The following is a 20449-nucleotide window of genomic DNA, read 5'->3' on the forward strand; positions in this document are numbered from 1 at the left end:
TTATTGTTTGAATTCAGTAAGTTAACCATCGCGTTTCGAGACGTCCTGGATCGCTTGACTCCTTAGAACAAAATGAGAACAATGTTCTTCATACGTTCCAACAAAGGAGCAGGCCATGTTCAGGGTTTTCGTGGAAGAAGCCGCCGCACTGGCGTCCATCACGCTGTTCGTCGGGATGATCGCGATCTGGGCGCAGGTGATTCCACAGCTCTAGGCTGGCTAGCTTGCTGCGACTGATTGGGGAAAAGCGGGACGACGCGGCGAAGCGGCCCCTCCGGCGTGGACTCTGGAGCAGTGACGCCCCACCATTGTGAGGCGAGTCGGCCGGGCGGTGCAGGATGCTCTTTTGATCTCCCTGACATCCCCTGGCGTCGGCGACCGCTCCATCTCATCTGCAAGAGGCCGTCACGCGACCATGCCGAGCGCCGGATTTGTTCACCTTCACGTTCACTCGGCCTATTCGCTGCTCAAGGGCTCGATCAAGATCGCCAAGCTTGCCGAGCTTGCGAAGAAAGATCACCAGCCCGCGCTGGCGCTGACCGACACCGACAATCTGTTCGGTGCGCTGGAGTTCTCCGACAAGATGGCGGGCTCCGGCATCCAGCCGATCGTCGGCTGCGAGCTGGCGATCGATTTCGGCGATCAGGATCCCAATGCGCGCAACGCGATGGGGCCGTCGCGCGTGGTGTTGCTGGCCGCGCAGGAGCGCGGCTATCGCAGCCTGATGCGGCTGAACTCGCGCGCGTTCCTGGAATCGCCGGACAGCCATGCTCCGTTCATCAAGTTCGACTGGCTCGAGGGCGAAACCGAGGGGCTGATCGCGCTGACGGGAGGACCAGACGGGCCGATCTCGCTGGCGCTTGCCGGTGGTCTTGGCGAGCTCGCCGCTGCGCGCTGCGAGCGTCTGGCCGGCCTGTTCGGCGACCGCCTCTACATCGAGTTGCAGCGTCACAATACCGAGAAGGAGCGGCGCGTCGAAAGCGGCTTGGTCGACATCGCCTACGCCAAGGGACTGCCGCTGGTTGCGACCAACGAGCCGTATTTCGCCGCGACCGACGATTACGAAGCGCATGACGCGCTGCTCTGCATCGCCGGCGGGCGGCTGGTCGCCGAGACCGAGCGCGAGCAGCTCACGCCCGATCATCGCTTCAAGACGCGCGCCGAGATGGCGGTGCTGTTCGCCGACATTCCGGAGGCTCTGGCCTCGACGGTGGAGATCGCAGAGCGCTGCTCGTTCCGGCCGATGACGCGCAAGCCGATCCTGCCGTTCTTCACCGTCGGCGCCGCCTCGAGCTCGGATGCGGCCGCGGTCGAGGCCGCCGAATTGAAGCGCCAGGCGGAGGAGGGGCTCGCCAGGCGCCTGCGCGTGCACGGCCTGTCGCAGGGCACGACGGAAGAGACCTACGCCAAGCGGCTCGCCTTCGAGCTCGACGTCATCACCCGCATGAAATACGCGGGCTACTTCCTGATCGTGTCCGACTTCATCAAATGGGCGAAGAGCCAAGGCATTCCGGTCGGGCCGGGCCGCGGCTCCGGCGCCGGCTCGCTGGTCGCCTGGGCGCTGACCATCACCGACCTCGACCCGATCAAGTTCGGCCTGCTGTTCGAGCGCTTCCTCAATCCCGAACGTGTCTCGATGCCGGACTTCGACATCGACTTCTGCCAGGACCGCCGCGGCGAGGTGATCAGGTACGTGCAGGAGCGCTACGGCCGCGACCAGGTCGCGCAGATCATCACCTTTGGAACGCTGCAGGCGCGCGGCGTGCTGCGCGACGTCGGCCGCGTGCTGCAGATGCCCTATGGCCAGGTCGACAAGCTGACCAAGCTGGTGCCGCAGAATCCGGCCGCGCCGGTGACGCTTGCCGCCGCGATCGAGAGCGAGCCCAAGCTGCAGGCGTTCCGCGACGAAGATCCGATCGTGGCGCGCGCCTTCGACATCGCCCAGCGCCTGGAAGGCCTGACGCGCCACGCCTCGACCCACGCGGCCGGCATCGTGATCGGCGACCGCCCGTTGAGCGAGCTCGTGCCGCTCTACCGCGATCCCAAATCCGACATGCCGGTGACCCAGTTCAACATGAAATGGGTCGAGCCCGCGGGCCTCGTGAAGTTCGACTTCCTCGGCCTGAAGACGCTGACCGTGCTCGACGTCGCGGTGAAGCTGCTCAAGCCGCGCGGCATCCATATCGATCTCGCCACGCTGCCGATCGACGATGCCGAGAGCTACCAGATGCTGGCGCGCGGCGATGTGGTCGGCGTGTTCCAGGTTGAAAGTCAGGGCATGCGGCGGGCGCTGATCGACATGCGGCCGGACCGTTTCGAGGACATCATCGCGCTGGTCGCGCTCTATCGCCCGGGCCCGATGGCGAACATCCCGACCTATTGCGCGCGCAAGCACGGCGACGAGGAGCCGGAATATCTGCATCCCGTGCTGGAGCCGATCCTCAAGGAGACCTTCGGCGTCATCATCTACCAGGAACAGGTGATGCAGATCGCGCAGGTGATGTCGGGCTATTCGCTCGGCGACGCCGACCTCTTGCGCCGCGCCATGGGCAAGAAGATCCGCGCCGAGATGGACAAGCAGCGCGATATCTTCGTTGCGGGCGCGGTGAAGAACGGCGTGCCGAAGGGGCAGGCCGAGACCATCTTCGAGTTGCTCGCAAAGTTCGCCGACTACGGCTTCAACAAGAGCCACGCGGCGGCTTACGCGCTGGTGTCCTACCACACCGCCTACATGAAGGCGCACTATCCGGTGGAGTTCATCGCGGCGTCGATGACGCTCGATCTGAACAACACCGACAAGCTCTCCGAATTCCGCTCAGAGGCGCAGCGCCTCGGCATCAAGGTCGAGCCGCCCAACATCAACCGGTCCGGCGCGACCTTCGAGGTCGGCGAGAACACGATCTACTACGCGCTCGCCGCGCTCAAGGGCGTCGGCATTCAGGCGATCGAACAGATCATCGCAGAGCGCACCAGAGGCGGCCTGTTCACCTCGCTCGCCGATTTCGCCGCGCGGGTCTCGCCGCGCGCGATCAACAAGCGCATCATCGAAAGTCTCGCCGCGGCCGGCGCCTTCGACACGCTGGAGCCGAACCGGGCGCGCGTCTTCGCCGGCGCGGACGCGATCCTCGCCGCCTGCCAGCGGGCGCATGAAGCTGCGACCATCGGCCAGAACGACATGTTCGGCATGTCGGCCGATGCGCCGACCATCATGCTGCCGCAGGTCGAGCCGTGGTTGCCGGCCGAGCGGCTGCGCCGCGAATACGACGCGATCGGTTTCTTCCTGTCGGGACATCCGCTTGACGATTACGCGACCGTGCTGAAGCGGCTACGGGTGCAGAGCTGGGCCGAGTTCTCGCGCGCGGTGAAGACCGGCGCCACCGCCGGCAAGGTCGCGGCGACCGTGGTCTCGCGCATGGAGCGGCGCACCAAGACCGGCAACAAGATGGGCATCATGGGGCTCTCTGATCCCACGGGCCACTTTGAGGCGGTGCTGTTCTCGGAAGGCCTCGCGCAATATCGCGACGTGCTGGAGCCGGGCGCGGCCGTGCTGCTGCAGCTCGGCGCCGAGCTGCAGGGCGAGGACGTCCGCGCCCGCGTGCTGCATGCCGAGCCGCTCGATGACGCCGCGGCGAAGACGCAGAAGGGCCTGCGCATCTTCCTGCGCGACACCAAGCCGCTGGACTCGATCGCCAAGCGCTTGGCCGGGCCCGACATGGCCGCCTCCAACGGCGGCGCGCCGAAGGTCGGCAGTCCCGGTATCGCATCGCGCTCAAACGGCGACGGCGAGGTCTCGGTGGTGATGCTGCTCGACCTTGAGACCGAGGTGGAGATGAAGCTGCCCGGCCGGTTCAAGGTCTCGCCCCAGATCGCCGGCGCGATCAAGGCGGTCGCGGGCGTGGTGGACGTGCAGCAGCTCTGACCTTGCGCGCGCCGCCGCAAACCAAAGCTTAACTATCAAGTTCACACCTGGTTTCGAAGCCTGCCGCGCACGGTTATCAGTTGTTTCCCGGCGCGAAACCAAGGAAGAAGAACCATGTGCGACAAATGCTCTGAAAATCCGCATCAATCGCTTGCTCCCTCCCGGCGCTCCATGATGCTCCTTGCTGCTTCGGCGCTCGGGGCGGCGGCGTTCGGCGGGGCCGCGTCGGCCAAGCAGGCGAAGGCGCCGCCGAAGCCGCAGAACGTGCTGTCGCCCGATGCGGCGCTGAAGCGGCTGATGGAAGGCAATGCACGCTACGTCTCGGGCGTGTCGCGCCGCCATGACTTCACGCACGAGCGCGAGGCATTGGTCGGCGGCCAGAATCCCTACGCAGCTGTTTTGAGCTGCGCCGATTCGCGCATCGCACCGGAATATGCCTTCGACAGTGGACGCGGAGACCTGTTCGTGTGCCGCGTCGCCGGAAACTTTGCGGGCGACGAAACCGTCGCCAGCATGGAGTACACCGTCGCCGTGCTCGGCACGCCCCTGATCCTGGTGCTCGGCCATGACAATTGCGGCGCCGTCGATGCGACGATCAAGTCGCTGAAGGACGACAAGCCGCTGCCGGGACACATCCCCACGCTGGTCTCCGCGATAGCACCGGCTGTGAAGACGGCGGCCCAGCAGAGCGGGAACGCGCTCGACAACGCCATTCGTCAGAATGTCACCGACAACGTTGCCAAGCTGAAAACGGCTGCCCCGATCCTCAACGCAGCGGTCGAGCAGGGCAAGCTCAAGGTGGTCGGCGGTATCTATCGGCTGAGCACGGGGACCGTCGAGTTGCTCGCCCAGGGCTGAGCCCACCTTCCTGAGCAGGCGCCGGCGGCCGCGCCTCGTCCGGCACAGGCCGGCCGCAGCTCTGACACCCGTCCGCGCAAGCCACGCAGTGGTCGTCGGATGTTGTTGCAACCTGTCGCTGATCCCAGCTAGCATGCCCCCGGGGAATGGACTGGGGTGTGTGATGCTGCGATGGGGCGCGTTGTTGTTGGCCGTCGGTGCCATGCTGGTGGGCTGTGTCAGCGATCAGGTTGGAACCGACTTTGCGTCTGTAACGAAAAAGGTGGGGCCCCCGCGCGCGGGGCATTCGCGCGTTGTCCTGCTGCAGGACAAGAGGAATGGCCTCAGCATGGCCATTTGCGCCTGCGAGGTGAAGCTCGATGGTGCACCGCTCGGTAAAGTCGTGGCTGGGAAATATGCCTATGCCGATCGGCCGGCAGGTCGGCACGAATTGCTGGTGACGGAGCTGATGTTTCCGGGCGACACCAAGCGCGAGATCATGATGGAAGCCGGCCGGACGCATTTTTATCTCATCAAGAGCAGCCCCAGGCACGATGCCGCCACCGGCGGAGCGGTCCTCGGCGGGCTGGTCGGGCTTGCAGCCGTCTCCATCGCGACCGCTGGCGAGGCGAATCCCGGGCCGGCCGAGCTCGTGCCGATCGACGAGGCGACCGCGCGAACGAAGCTCGCCGAGTTGCAGGCGGTGGAGTGAGGCGCGCTACAGATCCTCGGAACGCGCAGGGTGGGGACTTGAAGGAGCCTTGCGCCGTTTTGAGCTGAGGTGAGGCCGACCTGGAGCTGACGCCGGCAGCGGCGTGGCCACGCCAGCGCCTCAATCCGAGCTTTTCGTTCAACCGCCGTTCAGCTGGCTGCGCGCCTGATGCGTGGTGGCACCTCAACGACAATAGTGGGCAAGCAAGCCATGCGTGGGACGCTCAGAGCCTTCATCTGCCTGCTGCTGCCGATCGTGGCCGTTGCCGCCGGCGTGCCGGACCAGGCGCGTGCCCAGCAGCCGGAGAAGCGCATTGCACTCGTGGTGGGCAACGGCGCCTCTGCCAAATCGCCGCTGGCAACAACGGCCAATGATGCCGGCCTGATCGCGCAGACGCTCCAGGCGGCCGGCTTCGACGTGGTCGGCGCGCGCGATCTCGACGGCGACACGCTGCGCAAGAGCTTGCGCGATTTCATCCAGAAGGCCCAGGCTTCGGGACCGGGCACCGTCGCAATGCTTTATCTTGCCGGCTACGGCGTGCAGCTGGCCGGCGAGAATTATTTCATCCCGGTCGATTCCAACATCACCCGCGACACCGACATACCGACCGAGGCCCTGCGCATCAGTGACTATGCGCGCCAGCTCGCCTCCATTCCGCTCAAGGCCAACATCGTCGTGCTCGACGCCGCCCGGGCGCAGCCCTTCATCGAGGGCGGTCAGCCGATCGCGAGCGGTCTGGCGCTGGTCGAGCCCGAGGCGAACATGCTGATCGCCTTCAACGCCGCGCCCGGCACGGTGGCGCCGGAGGAGCCGGGGCCCTACGGCATTTACGCACAGTCGCTTGCCGAGATGATCCGCACCGGCGGCCTGCCGCTGCCCGAGGTGTTCGACCGCGTTCGCCTGCGCGTTAACGAGGCCTCCAAGGGCGCGCAGGTGCCCTGGAACGAGCAGAAGATCTCGGCGCAATTCTCGTTCTTCGAGCGCGGGCCCGACGCGCCGCCGCCCGAGGCCGCGCCCGACCAGGTCGCCGCGATCCGCAACAAGCCGATCCGCGATCTTGGCGTGCAGGATGCCTATGCCGCCGCGCTCGAGCGCGACACGCTGGCGGCTTATGAGGAGTTTCTCGCAGCCTATCCCGGCGATCCGCTCGCCAAGCGCGTGATGGCGATCGTCGCCGCACGCCGCGAAGCCATCACGTGGCGACGGACCTATCGGACCGACACGCCGGAGGCCTATTGGTCGTATCTGCGCCGCTATCCGCGCGGCCCGCATGCGGCGGATGCGCGGCGGCGCCTGGCGATCCTCACCGCGCCGGCCGAACCGCCGCCGAGCTTTGCGATGATCGACTACGACGTGCTGCCACCGCCGCCGGAGGAGGTGGTCTATGTCGATCGCCCGGTGCTGTATTTCAGCGATCCCGATTTCGGCTTCGCGCCGCCACCGCCGCCGCCGGTCTACTATCTGCCGCCGCCGCCGCCGGACTTCGTCGTGCTGCCGCCGCCGCTGCCGGTGGTCGGCCTGTTCGTGCTGCCGCAGCCGGTGTTCGTGCCGATCCCGGTGTTCGTCAGGCCGCCGGTCTATGTCGCGCCGCCACCGAACAACATCATCTACCAGAACATCCACAACACGACGGTCATCAACACCGTGATTAACCGCCCGCCCGCGCCGCCGCCGGCCGCAGGGCCGGCGCCCGGCCCGGGCAATCTGGCGCCGGCGGTTGCCGGCCGCGCCACGCCGGCAGGTCCCGCTGTGCCGCAGGCGGTCACGCAACGCGCCGCCCTGATCCAGCAGGGCAAGGCGCCGATGCCGCCGAGCGCGACGATCCAGCCGACGGTGAGACCGGGTATCACGACACCGGCTCCGGCCAATGTCGCTCCTGCCACGACCGCGCAGCCGCCGGCTGCAGCCAAGCTGCCGCAGGCAAATACGCTGCCGCAGGCCAATACGCTGCCGCAGCCCAATACCTTGCCGGCACCGGGAGCTCCCGGCCGCCCGCCGGCAGGAGCGGGGGTGGCGCCTGGTGCTGTCACGCCGGGTGGCGCACCCAGTCCGACCGCGACTGCCCCTGCCGCCAACGCTCCAGCTGCGACACCGCCAGCGCAAGCGCCGACCAAGCTGCCGCAGGCCAACACGCTGCCGGTGCCGGGAACTCCCGGCGGACCGCCGCCGGCGGCCGGGGCAGGGGGCGCGCCCGGCGCTGCCCCGCCTCATGGCAAACCGGCTGCGACCGCGACGGCGCCCGCCGGCAATGTCCCGCCGGCGCAACCGAACGCGGCAACCGCCACGGCGCCCAACCGCCCGCCGGCTCCCGCAGGTTCGACCACCCCGTCCGCGGGCCTGCCCAGACCGCCGGGAACAACGTCCTCGCCGGCGCCTGACCTGCGCGGCAGGCCGGCCGGCCCCCAACCGGGCGCTGTGCCGCCTCCGAGCGCCGGCCCCGGCAAGCCGGCCGTCCCGACCGCGATCAAGCCCGCCACACCTCCACCGCCGCCGGTGGCGACGCGGGCACCGTCCGGAGTTCAGGATCACCGGCCCGCGCCACCGCAGGCCGCCAAGCCTGCTGCGCCGCCGCCGCATCCTCAGGCCCTGGCGAGACCGACGCCGCCGCCTCCGCCCCGGGTTGCACCACCCCCGCCGCCGCGGGCTGCGCCTCCGCCGGTGGCCGTGGCGCGGCCGGCACCTCCGCCGCCCGTTGCCCGACCGGCGCCGGCGCCGCCGCCTGCGATGGCGCGGCCGGCCCCACCTCCGCCTCCGATCGCACGGCCTGCGCCGCCGCCACCTCCCGTCGCACGGGCTGCGCCGCCGCCACCGCCGGTCGCGCGGCCGGCCCCGCCACCGATGGCCGCCGCGCCGCATGCGCCGCCTCCGCGGCCGGCCGGCCCGCCGCCAAGAAGCTGCCCGCCGGGCCAGCCGAAGTGCTAGGACGCTGAAGGGCAGGGGGCGCCGGGAGCGACAGCAGCCAGCCGGCGTCCCGGACGGCGCCTTATTTCCTTGCTTCTGGCCGAAATGGCGCTATATAGCGCGCCATCTCACACGGAAACATGGCTCACAAGGCCGTCCGGTGGCAGCCGGGGCGAGAACGCTCCGTTTTGCTCACACGTTTCCGGAGGAACCAACCGGAGAATTAGAACGATGGCACTGCCCGATTTCACTATGCGTCAGCTGCTCGAAGCTGGCGTGCACTTTGGTCACCAGTCTCACCGCTGGAATCCGAAAATGGCTCCGTTCATTTTCGGCACACGCAACAACATCCACATCGTCGACCTCGCCCAAACCGTGCCGATGCTGCACCAGGCCCTCCAGGCCGTCAGCGACACGGTGGCCAAGGGCGGCCGCATCCTGTTCGTCGGCACCAAGCGCCAGGCCCAGGACGGCGTTGCCGACGCGGCCAAGCGCTGCGCGCAGTATTTCGTCAATTCGCGCTGGCTCGGCGGCACGCTGACCAACTGGAAGACGATCTCGGCCTCGATCAAGCGCCTGCGTCACCTCGACGACGTGCTCTCGGGCGGCGAAGCCAATTCCTACACGAAGAAGGAGCGCCTGACGCTGCAGCGCGAGCGCGACAAGCTCGACCGCTCGCTCGGCGGCATCAAGGACATGGGCGGTCTGCCCGACCTGATCTTCGTGATCGACACCAACAAGGAAGACATCGCGATCCAGGAGGCCCAGCGCCTCAACATCCCGGTTGCCGCGATCGTCGACACCAATTCGGACCCCAAGGGCATCACCTATGTGGTGCCGGGCAACGACGACGCGGGCCGCGCCATCTCGCTGTACTGCGATCTGATCGCGCGTGCGGCGATCGACGGCATCTCGCGTGCCCAGGGCGATTCGGGCATCGACATCGGTGCGTCGGCCAAGCCGCTCGCCGAAGAGCTGCCAGCGACGTCCTCGAGCGGTTTCCAGGGCCTTGCGGGTCCGCGCGGCACCGCCGACGACCTCAAGAAGCTCCCGGGCGTGTCGGGTGCGATCGAGAAGAAGTTCAACGACCTCGGCATCTTCCACTATTGGCAGCTCGCCGAGCTCGACCATGACACCGCGCATACGATCGGCGAAGAAGTCGGTCTGCCGAGCCGCGCCGATGCCTGGGTGGCCAAGGCCAAGGCGCTGACCGCGGAAGCGGAATAGTCAAAAAGAGCGATGGGTTGGCCGGATAGGATCCGGCCACCATTTCAGTTGACGCGAATTCCTGAGATGGACCGCGGCGGGGCGATTTGATGCCGCGCCGCGGCAAACCGGCAGGCACAAAGGATTTTCAACGATGGCAACGATCACAGCTGCGATGGTCAAGGACCTGCGCGAGTCCACCGGCGCGGGCATGATGGACTGCAAGGCGGCGCTCACCGAGACCGCTGGCGACATGGAAGCGGCGCAGGACTGGCTGCGCAAGAAGGGTCTGTCCAAGGCCGCCAAGAAGTCGGGCCGCGTCGCGGCCGAGGGCCTGATCGGCGCGCTCACCAAGGGCACCAAGGGCGTCGTGGTCGAGGTCAACTCCGAGACCGACTTCGTGGCGCGCAACGGCCAGTTCCAGGGCCTGGTCAAAATGATTGCCCAGGTCGCGTTCGACGTCGGTGCGGATGTCGAGAAGATCAAGGCCGCCAAGGTCGGCGACGTCACGGTCGAAACCGCGATCAATGATGCGATTGCCACCATCGGCGAGAATATGACGCTGCGCCGCGCCGCCCAGCTCGAAGTGAGCCAGGGCGTGGTCTCCCACTACGTCCACGGGGCCGTCGTCGACGGCGCCGGCAAGATGGGCGTGATCGTGGCGCTGGAATCGCCGGGCAAGGCCGACGAGCTCGCCGCGCTCGGCCGTCAGATCGCGATGCATGTCGCGGCCGCCAACCCGCTGGCGCTCGATCCGTCCGGCCTCGATCCGGCCGTGGTCAAGCGCGAGAAGGACGTGCTCGCCGACAAATACCGTCAGCAGGGCAAGCCCGAGAACGTGATCGAGAAGATCGTCGAGTCCGGCCTCAAGACCTACTACAAGGAAGTCTGCCTGCTCGAGCAGGCCTTCATCCACGACACCGGCAAGTCGGTGGCGCAGGCGGTGAAGGAGGCCGAGGGCAAGGTTGGCGGCGCTGTGAAGATCGCGGGCTTTGTGCGCTATGCTCTCGGCGAGGGAATCGAGAAGCAGGAAAACGACTTCGCGGCCGAGGTCGCCGCGGCCAGCGGCAAGAAGTAAGCGCCGGAACGTTCCTTCCGGCGTGCCGCCGGAAGCGGCGCCCGGACAAGGAAAGTGCTCATGACTGATCCGGTCTATCGTCGCGTCGTGATCAAGCTGTCCGGCGAATATCTCGCGGGACAGCAAGGCTTTGGCATCGATCAGCCGACCGTCGACCGGGTTGCGGACGATCTGATCGCCGCCCGCAAGCTCGGCACCGAGGTCGCGGTCGTGATCGGCGGCGGCAACATGGTCCGCGGCGTCGAGGTCTCCTCCCGCGGGGTGTCGCGCACGACCGGCGACACCATGGGCATGCTTGCCACCATGATGAACTGCCTCGCGCTGGAAGCGGCGATCGAGCGCAAGGGCACGCCGGCACGGACACTGTCGGCCTTCGTCATGCCCGAGATTTCCGAGCTGTTCACCCGCACTGCGGCACACAAATACCTGGCCGAAGGCCGGATCGTGCTGCTTGGCGGCGGGACCGGCAATCCGTTCTTCACCACCGACACGACCGCGGTGCTGCGGGCCGCTGAGATCGGGGCGCAGGTGGTCCTGAAGGCGACCAATGTCGACGGGGTCTACTCGGCCGACCCGAAGAAGGATCCCACCGCCACGCGGTTCGACCGCCTGACGCATTCGCAGGCGATCGAGGGCGGCTACAAGGTGATGGATGCGACCGCCTTCGCGCTTGCCCGCGAGACATCGCTGCCTATCATCGTATTCTCGATCGCGGAGCCGGGGTCGATCGGCGCGATTCTGCGTGGCGTCGGCCACGGAACCATCGTCGCCGGCTGACGGCTCGTCTGGCGCGCCCGAAAGGGAAGGGTGCGGAGCGGTCGCCGGGATTTTGAAGGAGGAACGTGATGGCCACGGGTAATTTCGACCTCAACGAAGTGAAGCGCCGCATGCAAGGCGCCGTCCAGTCCCTCAAGCACGAGCTCGGCGGCCTGCGCACCGGCCGCGCCTCCGCCTCGATGCTCGATCCCGTGCAGGTCGAGGCCTATGGCAGCCACATGCCGCTCAACCAGCTCGCCACGGTCAGCGTGCCCGAGCCGCGGCTGATCTCGGTGCAGGTCTGGGACAAGTCGATGGTCAAGGCGGTGGAGAAGGCGATCGTCGATTCCAATCTCGGCCTGTCGCCGGCGACCGAAGGCCAGATGCTGCGCCTGCGCATCCCCGAGCTCAACGAGGAGCGCCGCAAGGAGCTGGTGAAGGTCGCGCACAAATACGCGGAAGCCGCCAAGGTCGCCGCGCGCCATGTCCGCCGCGACGGCCTCGACGTGCTCAAGAAGCTCGAGAAGAATCACGAGATGTCAGAGGACGACCAGAAGCGTCACGCCGACGAGGTGCAGAAGGCGACCGACGGCACCATCGCCGAGATCGACCAGTTGCTGGCCGCCAAGGAAAAAGAAATCCTCACCGTTTAAGGCATCGCCTTCATGTCCAACGCCGCCGCGCCCGCAACGGAAGGACCTGACAGGTCCGATGCGCCTGCGCATGTTGCCATCATCATGGATGGCAACGGGCGTTGGGCGGCCGCGCGCGGCTTGCCGCGTGCGGAAGGACATCGCCGCGGTGTGGACGCGCTGCGCCGCGTGGTGCGCGCCTCGCATGAACTCGGCATTCGCTATCTCACCATCTTCTCGTTCTCCTCGGAGAACTGGTCGCGGCCGGCGAGCGAGATAGGCGACCTGTTCGGCCTGCTGCGGCGCTTCATCCGCAACGATCTGGCGAGCCTGCATCGCGACGGCGTCAAGGTCCGCATCATCGGCGAGCGCGAGGGGCTCGAGGGCGACATCTGCACGCTTCTCAACGAGGCCGAGGAGCTGACACGCGACAACACGCGCCTGACGCTCGTCGTCGCCTTCAACTACGGCTCGCGGCAGGAGATCGCGAAAGCGGCGCAGAAGCTCGCCCGCGAGGTTGCGGAAGGCAGGCGCGATCCTGCCACGATCGACGCCGAGACACTCGGCGCGCATCTCGACGCTCCCGACATTCCCGATCCCGATCTCATCATCCGCACCAGCGGCGAGCAGCGCCTGTCCAATTTCCTGATGTGGCAGGCCGCCTATAGCGAGCTCGTTTTCGTGCCGATCCACTGGCCCGATTTCGACAAGGCGGCGCTGGAAAGCGCGATCGCCGAATTTGCCAGGCGCGAGCGCCGTTTCGGCGGCCTGGTCGCGAAAACCGCCTCGTGAGCGAACCCGACGCCGCACCGGCGGGCTCTCAGCCTGCCCCGAGCAATCTCGTGCTGCGAGTCCTCGCAGCTCTGGTGCTGGCGCCGCTTGCCATTGCGATTGCCTACGCCGGCGGCTGGCTTTGGGCACTTCTCGTCACCCTGGTGTCGATCGGGCTGTTCGCGGAATGGCTGACGGTGGTGGGCGCGAGCTCGGTCGCGCTGACGGGGGCGGGGACCATCGTCATCGCCACGATGGGATTCTGCGTGACCTTCGGTGCGCTGAAGACCGCCGTCATCACTGGCTGCATCGGCGGCGCGATCGTGATGCTGATTGCGCGAGGCAAGTTCGTCTGGGCGGCTACTGGATTTGCCTACGCAGCGGCGGCGCTGCTGGCCTCGATCCTGGTGCGGAAGGATCTCGTCAACGGCTTCTCCGCGCTGATGTTCGTGCTGCTCGTGGTGTGGGCGACCGATATCGGCGGTTATTTCGCCGGCCGCATCATTGGCGGGCCGAAGCTGTGGCCGCGCGTGAGCCCGAAAAAGACCTGGGCCGGAGCGCTCGGCGGCTTTGCGGCGAGCCTTGCGGTTGCGGCCTCTTTTGCCGCAGGCGGGATCGGAAAGGCGGTTCCGCTGCTGCTCGTCAGCGCCGTCCTGTCGGTGTTGTCGCAGCTCGGCGACCTCTTCGAATCCGCAGTGAAGCGGCGCTTCGGTGTCAAGGATTCCAGTCACTTAATTCCCGGCCATGGCGGGCTTATGGACCGTCTGGACGGCTTTGTCGCCGCCATCCTGGCGGCATGGATTATCGGCTTCGTCCGCCATGGTGTGCATAGCGCCGGAAGCGGTCTTATGGTTTGGTGAGGATATGAGCGCGGTCCCATTGCGTAACAACAAGCTTGCTGCGTCCGACGTCCGCAGCGTCACGGTTCTCGGCGCCACCGGCTCGATCGGCGACAGCACGATGGATCTGCTGCGCGCCTCGCCCGAGCGCTACCGTGTCGAGGCGCTGACGGCGAACGGCAATGTCGCAGCGCTGGCCAAGCTCGCTAGGGAATTCTCCGCGCGCTACGTCGCGATCGCCGACACCTCCAAGCTCGCTGAGCTCAAGGCAGCACTCGCGGGCACCGGCACCGAATGCGGCGCCGGCGAGAGCGCGGTGATCGAGGCTGGCGCGCGTCCCGCCGACTGGGTGATGGCGGCCGTCAGCGGCGCCGCCGGGCTGAAGCCGGCACTGGCGGCGGTCGACCGCGGTGCCCATGTCGCCCTCGCCAACAAGGAATGTCTGGTCTGCGCCGGCGATTTCTTCATGCAGCGCGCGGCAAAGGCGGGCGCCTGCATCCTGCCGGCCGATTCCGAGCACAATGCGCTGTTCCAGGCACTCAGCTCAGGCAATCGCGACGAGCTGGTCCGCGTCATCATCACGGCCTCCGGCGGCCCGTTCCGGACCTGGAACCCCGCAGACATCGAGCAGGCCACGCTCGAGCAGGCCCTGAAGCATCCGAACTGGAGCATGGGGCAGAAGATCACGATCGATTCCGCCTCGATGATGAACAAGGGGCTCGAGGTGATCGAAGCGTCCTATCTGTTCGCGCTCGCGCCGGACGAGATCGACGTCCTCGTTCATCCGCAGTCGATCATCCACGGCATGGTCGAGTTTTCCGACTGCTCCGTCGTGGCCCAGCTCGGCGCGCCCGACATGAGGACGCCGATCGCGCATTGCCTCGGCTGGCCCGATCGCATCAAGGGGCCGGCGGCCAAGCTGGACCTCGCCAAGATCGGCCAGCTGACTTTCGAGGCGCCGGATTTCGAGCGCTTCCCCGGACTGCGTCTGGCCTACGATTCGCTGCGGACCGGGAAGGGGGCGACCACCGTCTACAACGCCGCCAACGAGGTCGCGGTCGCCGCCTTCATCGCCGGCAAGATCCGGTTCGGCGCGATTGCCCGGCTGGTCGAGGCGACCCTTGACGACTGGATCAAAGGCGGGAACCAGGCGCCCCTGACGTCCGCCGACGATGCAATCTCTGTTGACCATGTTGCTCGAAATAGGGCTGCCGCCCTATTGCCTCAAATTGCCTTAAAGGCATCCTAGTTGGTTCGCGACCAGGGCCTTGCGGCGCTGGGTGAGGGAAATCGATGATCGACTTTTTCGTCCATAGTTTCAATACGTTGAGCCATGGGCTCCTCGGCTACGCGGTTCCCTTCCTGTTCGTCTTGACCATCGTCGTGTTCTTCCACGAGCTCGGCCATTTCCTGGTCGCACGCTGGGCGGGCGTGCGCGTGTTGACCTTCTCGCTCGGGTTCGGCCCTGAGCTGGTTGGTTTCAACGACCGCCATGGCACCCGCTGGAAGATCTCGGCGATCCCGCTCGGCGGCTACGTCAAGTTCTTCGGCGACGAGAGCGAGGCCTCAACCCCGTCGGCCCAGACGCTCGCGGCGATGACGGCCGAGGAGCGCGCCGGCAGCTTCCACCACAAGAAGGTCGGCCCGCGAGCGGCTATCGTCGCGGCCGGACCGATCGCCAATTTCATTCTGGGCGCGCTGATCTTCGCCGGCATGGCCCTCTACTACGGCAAGCCGAGCACGATCGCGCGCGTCGACGGTGTCGTCGCCGATGGCGCGGCCGCTGCGGCCGGCTTCAAGGTCGGGGACGTCGTCGTCCAGATCGACGGCAGGCCGATCGAGAGCTTTGCCGACATGCAGCGAATCGTTGCGATGAACGCCGGTTCGGCGCTTACCTTCCAAGTGAAGCGCGACGGCGCCATCGTCTCGCTGACCGCGACCCCGGCGCTGCTCGAGCGCAAGGATCCGTTCGGCAACAGCCACCGTCTCGGCGTGCTCGGTGTCGAGCACAAGTCGCAGGCCGGGGAGGCCTCGACCACGCCGGTCGGCATCGGCGAAGCGCTCAAGATCGGGGTCGAGCAGGTCTGGTTCATCATCACCAGCACCTTCAAGTTCCTGGGTTCCCTGTTCGTCGGGCAGGGCAATCCGAACGAGGTCAGCGGCGTCCTGGGAATCGCGAAGATGTCGGGACAGGCGGCCAGCGCCGGGTTCCAGTTCGTGATCAATCTCTGCGCGGTGCTGTCGGTCTCAATCGGCCTCTTGAACCTGTTCCCGATCCCGCTGCTCGATGGCGGCCACCTTATGTTCTATGCGGCCGAGGTGGTCCGGGGCCGGCCCTTGTCCGAGCGGACCCAGGAGATGGGGTTCCGAATCGGACTCGGCTTGGTGCTGATGTTGATGGTGTTTGCGACCTATAACGACATCCTGCGGATGGCCGCTTCCTGATAGGGGCTTTTTTGTGGCGTTGCTGTTGAGCAACGTCCTGGAATGAAATTGAAATTACGGCGCTTTCGGCCGTTTGCGGCGTCGGCGAAATTGGCTACAAGCGGCCTGAACTTGGGGAATCTCCGGACCGGCGTTGGGGTTGGGTCTGGCACGGAATGATAAGGGCGCGTTGCGCGATGAAGTTTGGACTGCGACTCCGGGGGGGCTTGCTCGCAACCCTGATCTTGTTCGGCGCGCCGGTGGTTGCCCCGGTTGGGGCTGTTTTGGTGTCTTCGTCTGCGCTCGCTCAGACCGTTCAGTCGATTTCCGTCGAAGGAAATCGCCGCGTCGAGGTGGAGACGATCCGCTCCTATTTCAAGCCGGGTCCGGGCGGCCGCCTGGATCAGGCCGCCATTGACGACGGCCTCAAGGCGTTGATCGAGACCGGCCTGTTCCAGGACGTCAGGATCAACCGCGGTTCCGGCGGCCAGCTCATCGTCTCCGTGGTGGAAAACCCGGTGATCGGCCGCATCGCCTTCGAGGGCAACAAGAAGATCAAGGACGAGCAGCTCACCACTGAAGTCCAGTCCAAGGCGCGCGGTACCTTCTCCCGCGCCATGGTACAGTCCGACACGCTGCGAATCGCCGAAATCTATCGCCGGTCCGGCCGCTATGACGTGCGCGTCACGCCCGAGGTCATCGAGCAGCCGAACAACCGCGTCGATCTGATCTTCACCATCGAGGAGGGCGCCAAGACCGGCGTCAAGTCGATCGAGTTCGTCGGCAACAATGCCTTCTCGTCCTACCGCCTCCGCGACGTCATCAAGACGCGCGAATCGAACCTCCTGAGCTTCCTCGCCAGCGGCGACATCTATGATCCGGACCGTGTCGAGGCCGACCGCGATCTGATCCGTCGCTTCTACCTCAAGAACGGCTTCGCCGACGTCCAGGTGGTTGCTGCGCTCACCGAATACGATCCGGAGAAGAAGGGCTTCAACGTCACCTTCAAGATCGAGGAAGGCGCGCAATACCGCGTAGGCGCGGTCGACTTCCGCTCCAGCATTCCGAACTTCGATCCCTCCTCGCTGCGCGCCTATTCGCGCGTCAATGTTGGCTCGCTCTACAACGTCGAATCGGTCGAGAAATCGGTCGAGGAGATGCAGATCGAGGCCTCGCGCCGCGGCTATGCCTTCGCCGTGGTCCGGCCCGGCGGCGACCGCAACTTCGAAGCGCACACGGTGTCCGTCGTGTTCAACGTCGACGAGGGCCCGCGCACCTATATCGAGCGCATCAACCTGCGCGGCAACACCCGCACGCGCGACTACGTGATCCGCCGCGAGTTCGACATCTCGGAAGGCGACGCCTACAACCGCGCGCTGGTCGACCGCGCCGAGCGGCGCCTGAAGAACCTCGACTATTTCAAGAGCGTGAAGATCACGACCGAGCCCGGCTCCTCCAGCGATCGCGTCATCCTGATCGTCGACATGGAAGAGAAATCGACCGGCGACTTCTCGATCTCGGGCGGTTACTCCACGACCGACGGCGCGCTGGCGGAAGTCTCGGTCTCCGAGCGCAACCTGCTCGGCCGCGGCCTGTTCGCCAAGGCGTCGGTGACCTATGGCCAGTACGCCCGCGGCTACTCGCTGTCGTTTGTCGAGCCGTATCTGCTCGACTATCGCGTCGCGCTCGGCCTCGACCTCTATCAGCGCCAGCAGCTGTCCAACAGCTACATCTCCTACGGCACCAAGACGCTCGGCTTCTCGCCGCGCCTCGGCTTCTCCTTGCGTGAAGATCTGGCGCTCCAAGTGCGCTACTCGATCTACCAGCAGGAAATCACGCTGCCGTACTACCTGGCGAACTGTAACAACGTTCCCGGACCAAACTTCAATCCGAGCCCGGCCTTCGCCGCGGCGCAGACGCCGCCGATCGACCTGAGCTCGACCGGTGGCCTCGGCTGCTACAGCGACGGCGAAGCCTCGTTGCCGGTGCGCAAGGAGCTTGCCAACGGCAAGACCCTAACCTCGGCGCTCGGCTATACGCTGACCTACAACACGCTGGACAACAACAAGAACCCCACCGACGGTCTGCTCGTCGACTTCCGGCAGGATTTCGCGGGCGTCGGCGGCGACGTCTCCTATCTGAAGTCGGTCATCGACGCGAAGTACTACACGCCGCTGGTGTCCGACATCGTCGGCCTCGTGCGCCTGCAGAGCGGCATGCTGAACAAGATCGGCAGCGATCTGCGCATGCTCGACCACTTCCAGATGGGCCCGAACCTCGTCCGCGGCTTTGCCCCGAACGGCATCGGCCCGCGCGACCTGAATCCCTTTGGCTCGCAGGACGCGCTCGGCGGCACCAAGTACTGGGGCGCTTCGCTCGAACTGCAGATGCCGTTCTGGTTCCTGCCCAAGGAAGTGGGCCTGAAGGGCGCGGTCTATGCCGACGCCGGCGGCCTCTACGACTACAAGGGACCAACGAGCTGGACCGCCACCAACGAGGTCAACGTGCCCGGCTGTATCCCGTCGACGGTCAATCCGTCGAGCGCCGGAACCTGTACCGGCCTCGTCTTCGACGACAGCAAGGTCGTTCGCACGTCAGTCGGTGTCGGCCTGATCTGGCAGTCGCCGTTCGGTCCGCTGCGCTTCGACTACGCCGTACCGCTCACCAAGGGCAAGTACGACCGCACGCAGGAGTTCCGGTTCGGCGGCGGCACCACGTTCTAGTTCGATCAGCACGGCACGATCCGGATCACTGGAGCCGGTTTCCGAAAGGGATCGTGCCAATCCAAGACATGAGGCATGATGCGGCCTGACCGCTTCATGCCGAAGCCGGACCGCGACGAGGTGGAATGGCGCAGCCGATCTTTTTCACAAAGCCGCCTGCCACAGCGTTGGCCGAGATTGCCACGCTGACCAAGGCGCAGCTGGTCGATCCCGAGAGGGGCGGCCACGTCATCACGGGCCTCGCTTCGCTCGACGAAGCGGGCCCGATGCATCTGGCGTTCTTCGATAACCTCAAATATGCCGATCAGCTCAGGGCGACCAAGGCGGGTGCCTGTCTGGTCAGCCCGCGCTTCGAGGCCGAGGTGCCCGCGCATGTGGCCGTGCTGCGGGTGGCGCAGCCGTTCCGCGCCTTCGTCAGGATCGCGCGGGAGTGGCATGGGGACGCGCTGAGGCCGCAATCCTGGGTCGGCAATGACGGTATCGCGCCGTCCGCCGTCATCGATCCCTCGGCCCGGCTCGAGGACGGTGTGATCGTCGATCCCCTGGCCGTGATCGGCCCGGACGTCGAGATCGGCAGCGGTACCGTGGTCGGCGTCGGAGCGGTGATCGGCCCCGGCGTCAAGATCGGCCGCGACTGCAATGTCGGCGCCCGCACGGCGATCCAGTGCGCCCTGATCGGGAATAATGTGCTGATCCATCCCGGCTGCTCGATCGGCCAGGACGGCTATGGCTTCATCTTTTTCGGCCCCGAGGGCCATCTGAAGGTGCCGCAGACCGGACGGGTGCTGATCCAGAACGATGTCGAGGTCGGCGCCAACACCACGATCGACCGTGGGTCCTTGCGCGACACCGTGATCGGCGAGGGGACCAAAATCGACAATCAGGTCCAGATCGGCCACAATGTGACGATCGGTCGGCACTGCCTGCTGGCGGCTCAGATCGGCCTCGCCGGTAGCCTGACCATCGGCGACAACGTGGCGCTCGGAGCGAAGGTTGGCATCAACAACCACCTCAAGATCGGCGACGGAGCTCAGGTGACGGCCATGAGCGCCGTCAAGGACGACATCCCGCCGGGCGGTCGCTGGGGCGGGCATTTCGCCAAGCCGACCAAGCAGTGGTTCAAGGAGATCATCGCGGTGGAGCGCCTGGTACGCGACAGCAAGGCCGATCCGAAGGACGAGGGACGGGAATGACGGCGGAATCACCTGTTAAGTTCGAGCTGGTGGATATCAACGCGATCCTCCAGACCCTGCCGCACCGTTTTCCGATGCTGCTGATCGACCGCGTGATCAACATCCGCGCCGATTACAGCGGCATCGGCATCAAGAACGTCACCTTCAACGAGCCGGCCTTCCAGGGGCATTTCCCCGAACGCCCGGTCTATCCCGGCGTCATGATGATCGAGGCGATGGCGCAGACCGCCGGCGTGATCGGCATCAAGTCGGTCGAAGGCACCGAGAAGCCACGCGCGGTCTATTTCCTCACCATCGACAAATGCAAGTTTCGCAAGCCGGTGCTGCCCGGTGACACCATCGAGTATCACATGCGCTCGCTCGGGCGCCGCAAGGCCATGTGGTGGTTTCACGGCGACGCCAAGGTCAACGGCCAGGTCGTCGCGGAGGCCGACGTCGGCGCCATGCTGACGGACTGA

Annotated in this window: 15 protein-coding genes; all 15 read left to right on the forward strand. The window is 66.3% G+C overall.

Going from position 1 to position 20449, the window contains the following annotated elements; genetic code table 11:
* Nucleotides 1-415: 415 nt before the first annotated feature.
* Complete coding sequence (gene dnaE / locus ACVIIV_RS23840; protein ID WP_456748807.1) at nucleotides 416-3919, forward strand: DNA polymerase III subunit alpha; 3504 nt, start codon at nucleotides 416-418, stop codon at nucleotides 3917-3919.
* 114 nt (nucleotides 3920-4033) lie between these two features.
* Nucleotides 4034-4777: a carbonic anhydrase gene (locus tag ACVIIV_RS23845; RefSeq protein WP_456746322.1), complete on the forward strand. Its 744-nt coding sequence runs from the start codon at nucleotides 4034-4036 to the stop codon at nucleotides 4775-4777.
* Between the two features lie 163 nt (nucleotides 4778-4940).
* The gene (locus tag ACVIIV_RS23850) at nucleotides 4941-5468 is read left to right on the forward strand and encodes a DUF2846 domain-containing protein (RefSeq protein ID WP_456746323.1); all 528 of its coding nucleotides are present in this window, start codon (nucleotides 4941-4943) and stop codon (nucleotides 5466-5468) included.
* A gap of 210 nt (nucleotides 5469-5678) precedes the next feature.
* Complete coding sequence (locus ACVIIV_RS23855) at nucleotides 5679-8390, forward strand: caspase family protein (protein ID WP_456746324.1); 2712 nt, start codon at nucleotides 5679-5681, stop codon at nucleotides 8388-8390.
* Nucleotides 8391-8600: 210 nt separating this feature from the next.
* Nucleotides 8601-9596: a 30S ribosomal protein S2 gene (locus tag ACVIIV_RS23860; RefSeq protein ID WP_456746325.1), complete on the forward strand. Its 996-nt coding sequence runs from the start codon at nucleotides 8601-8603 to the stop codon at nucleotides 9594-9596.
* A 133-nt stretch (nucleotides 9597-9729) separates the two neighbouring features.
* The gene (gene tsf / locus ACVIIV_RS23865) at nucleotides 9730-10653 is read left to right on the forward strand and encodes a translation elongation factor Ts (protein WP_456746326.1); all 924 of its coding nucleotides are present in this window, start codon (nucleotides 9730-9732) and stop codon (nucleotides 10651-10653) included.
* Nucleotides 10654-10713: 60 nt separating this feature from the next.
* Entirely contained in the window at nucleotides 10714-11430 is a 717-nt protein-coding gene (pyrH, locus tag ACVIIV_RS23870; RefSeq protein ID WP_456746327.1) for a UMP kinase, read from the forward strand.
* A 68-nt stretch (nucleotides 11431-11498) separates the two neighbouring features.
* A complete protein-coding gene (gene frr / locus ACVIIV_RS23875; RefSeq protein WP_456746328.1) occupies nucleotides 11499-12062 on the forward strand; it encodes a ribosome recycling factor in 564 nt (187 codons plus the stop codon).
* 12 nt (nucleotides 12063-12074) lie between these two features.
* Nucleotides 12075-12833: an isoprenyl transferase gene (locus tag ACVIIV_RS23880; protein ID WP_456746329.1), complete on the forward strand. Its 759-nt coding sequence runs from the start codon at nucleotides 12075-12077 to the stop codon at nucleotides 12831-12833.
* A complete protein-coding gene (locus ACVIIV_RS23885) occupies nucleotides 12830-13672 on the forward strand; it encodes a phosphatidate cytidylyltransferase (RefSeq protein ID WP_456746330.1) in 843 nt (280 codons plus the stop codon). The genes ACVIIV_RS23880 and ACVIIV_RS23885 overlap by 4 nt, the downstream gene beginning before the upstream one ends.
* A gap of 4 nt (nucleotides 13673-13676) precedes the next feature.
* Complete coding sequence (gene dxr / locus ACVIIV_RS23890; protein ID WP_456746331.1) at nucleotides 13677-14900, forward strand: 1-deoxy-D-xylulose-5-phosphate reductoisomerase; 1224 nt, start codon at nucleotides 13677-13679, stop codon at nucleotides 14898-14900.
* Nucleotides 14901-14944: 44 nt separating this feature from the next.
* Complete coding sequence (gene rseP, locus ACVIIV_RS23895) at nucleotides 14945-16096, forward strand: RIP metalloprotease RseP (RefSeq protein WP_456746332.1); 1152 nt, start codon at nucleotides 14945-14947, stop codon at nucleotides 16094-16096.
* Nucleotides 16097-16272: 176 nt separating this feature from the next.
* A complete protein-coding gene (gene bamA / locus ACVIIV_RS23900) occupies nucleotides 16273-18798 on the forward strand; it encodes an outer membrane protein assembly factor BamA (RefSeq protein WP_456746333.1) in 2526 nt (841 codons plus the stop codon).
* Nucleotides 18799-18923: 125 nt separating this feature from the next.
* Entirely contained in the window at nucleotides 18924-19991 is a 1068-nt protein-coding gene (gene lpxD, locus ACVIIV_RS23905) for a UDP-3-O-(3-hydroxymyristoyl)glucosamine N-acyltransferase (RefSeq protein ID WP_456746334.1), read from the forward strand.
* Nucleotides 19988-20449, forward strand: a complete 462-nt coding sequence (gene fabZ, locus ACVIIV_RS23910; protein WP_024341283.1) for a 3-hydroxyacyl-ACP dehydratase FabZ — start codon at nucleotides 19988-19990, stop codon at nucleotides 20447-20449. The genes lpxD and fabZ overlap by 4 nt, the downstream gene beginning before the upstream one ends.

It is taken from the genome of Bradyrhizobium sp. USDA 4354, assembly GCF_054060315.1.

Excerpts from the sequence above, each read along its gene's own strand:
- frr (WP_456746328.1), top strand. The coding sequence starts at position 11,499 with ATGGCCACGGGTAATTTCGACCTCAACGAAGTGAAGCGCCGCATGCAA.
- tsf (WP_456746326.1), top strand. The coding sequence starts at position 9,730 with ATGGCAACGATCACAGCTGCGATGGTCAAGGACCTGCGCGAGTCCACC.
- dnaE (WP_456748807.1), top strand. The coding sequence starts at position 416 with ATGCCGAGCGCCGGATTTGTTCACCTTCACGTTCACTCGGCCTATTCG.
- bamA (WP_456746333.1), top strand. The coding sequence starts at position 16,273 with ATGAAGTTTGGACTGCGACTCCGGGGGGGCTTGCTCGCAACCCTGATC.
- ACVIIV_RS23860 (WP_456746325.1), top strand. The coding sequence starts at position 8,601 with ATGGCACTGCCCGATTTCACTATGCGTCAGCTGCTCGAAGCTGGCGTG.
- ACVIIV_RS23880 (WP_456746329.1), top strand. The coding sequence starts at position 12,075 with ATGTCCAACGCCGCCGCGCCCGCAACGGAAGGACCTGACAGGTCCGAT.
- rseP (WP_456746332.1), top strand. The coding sequence starts at position 14,945 with ATGATCGACTTTTTCGTCCATAGTTTCAATACGTTGAGCCATGGGCTC.
- ACVIIV_RS23855 (WP_456746324.1), top strand. The coding sequence starts at position 5,679 with ATGCGTGGGACGCTCAGAGCCTTCATCTGCCTGCTGCTGCCGATCGTG.
- lpxD (WP_456746334.1), top strand. The coding sequence starts at position 18,924 with ATGGCGCAGCCGATCTTTTTCACAAAGCCGCCTGCCACAGCGTTGGCC.
- ACVIIV_RS23845 (WP_456746322.1), top strand. The coding sequence starts at position 4,034 with ATGTGCGACAAATGCTCTGAAAATCCGCATCAATCGCTTGCTCCCTCC.
- fabZ (WP_024341283.1), top strand. The coding sequence starts at position 19,988 with ATGACGGCGGAATCACCTGTTAAGTTCGAGCTGGTGGATATCAACGCG.
- ACVIIV_RS23850 (WP_456746323.1), top strand. The coding sequence starts at position 4,941 with ATGCTGCGATGGGGCGCGTTGTTGTTGGCCGTCGGTGCCATGCTGGTG.
- pyrH (WP_456746327.1), top strand. The coding sequence starts at position 10,714 with ATGACTGATCCGGTCTATCGTCGCGTCGTGATCAAGCTGTCCGGCGAA.
- dxr (WP_456746331.1), top strand. The coding sequence starts at position 13,677 with ATGAGCGCGGTCCCATTGCGTAACAACAAGCTTGCTGCGTCCGACGTC.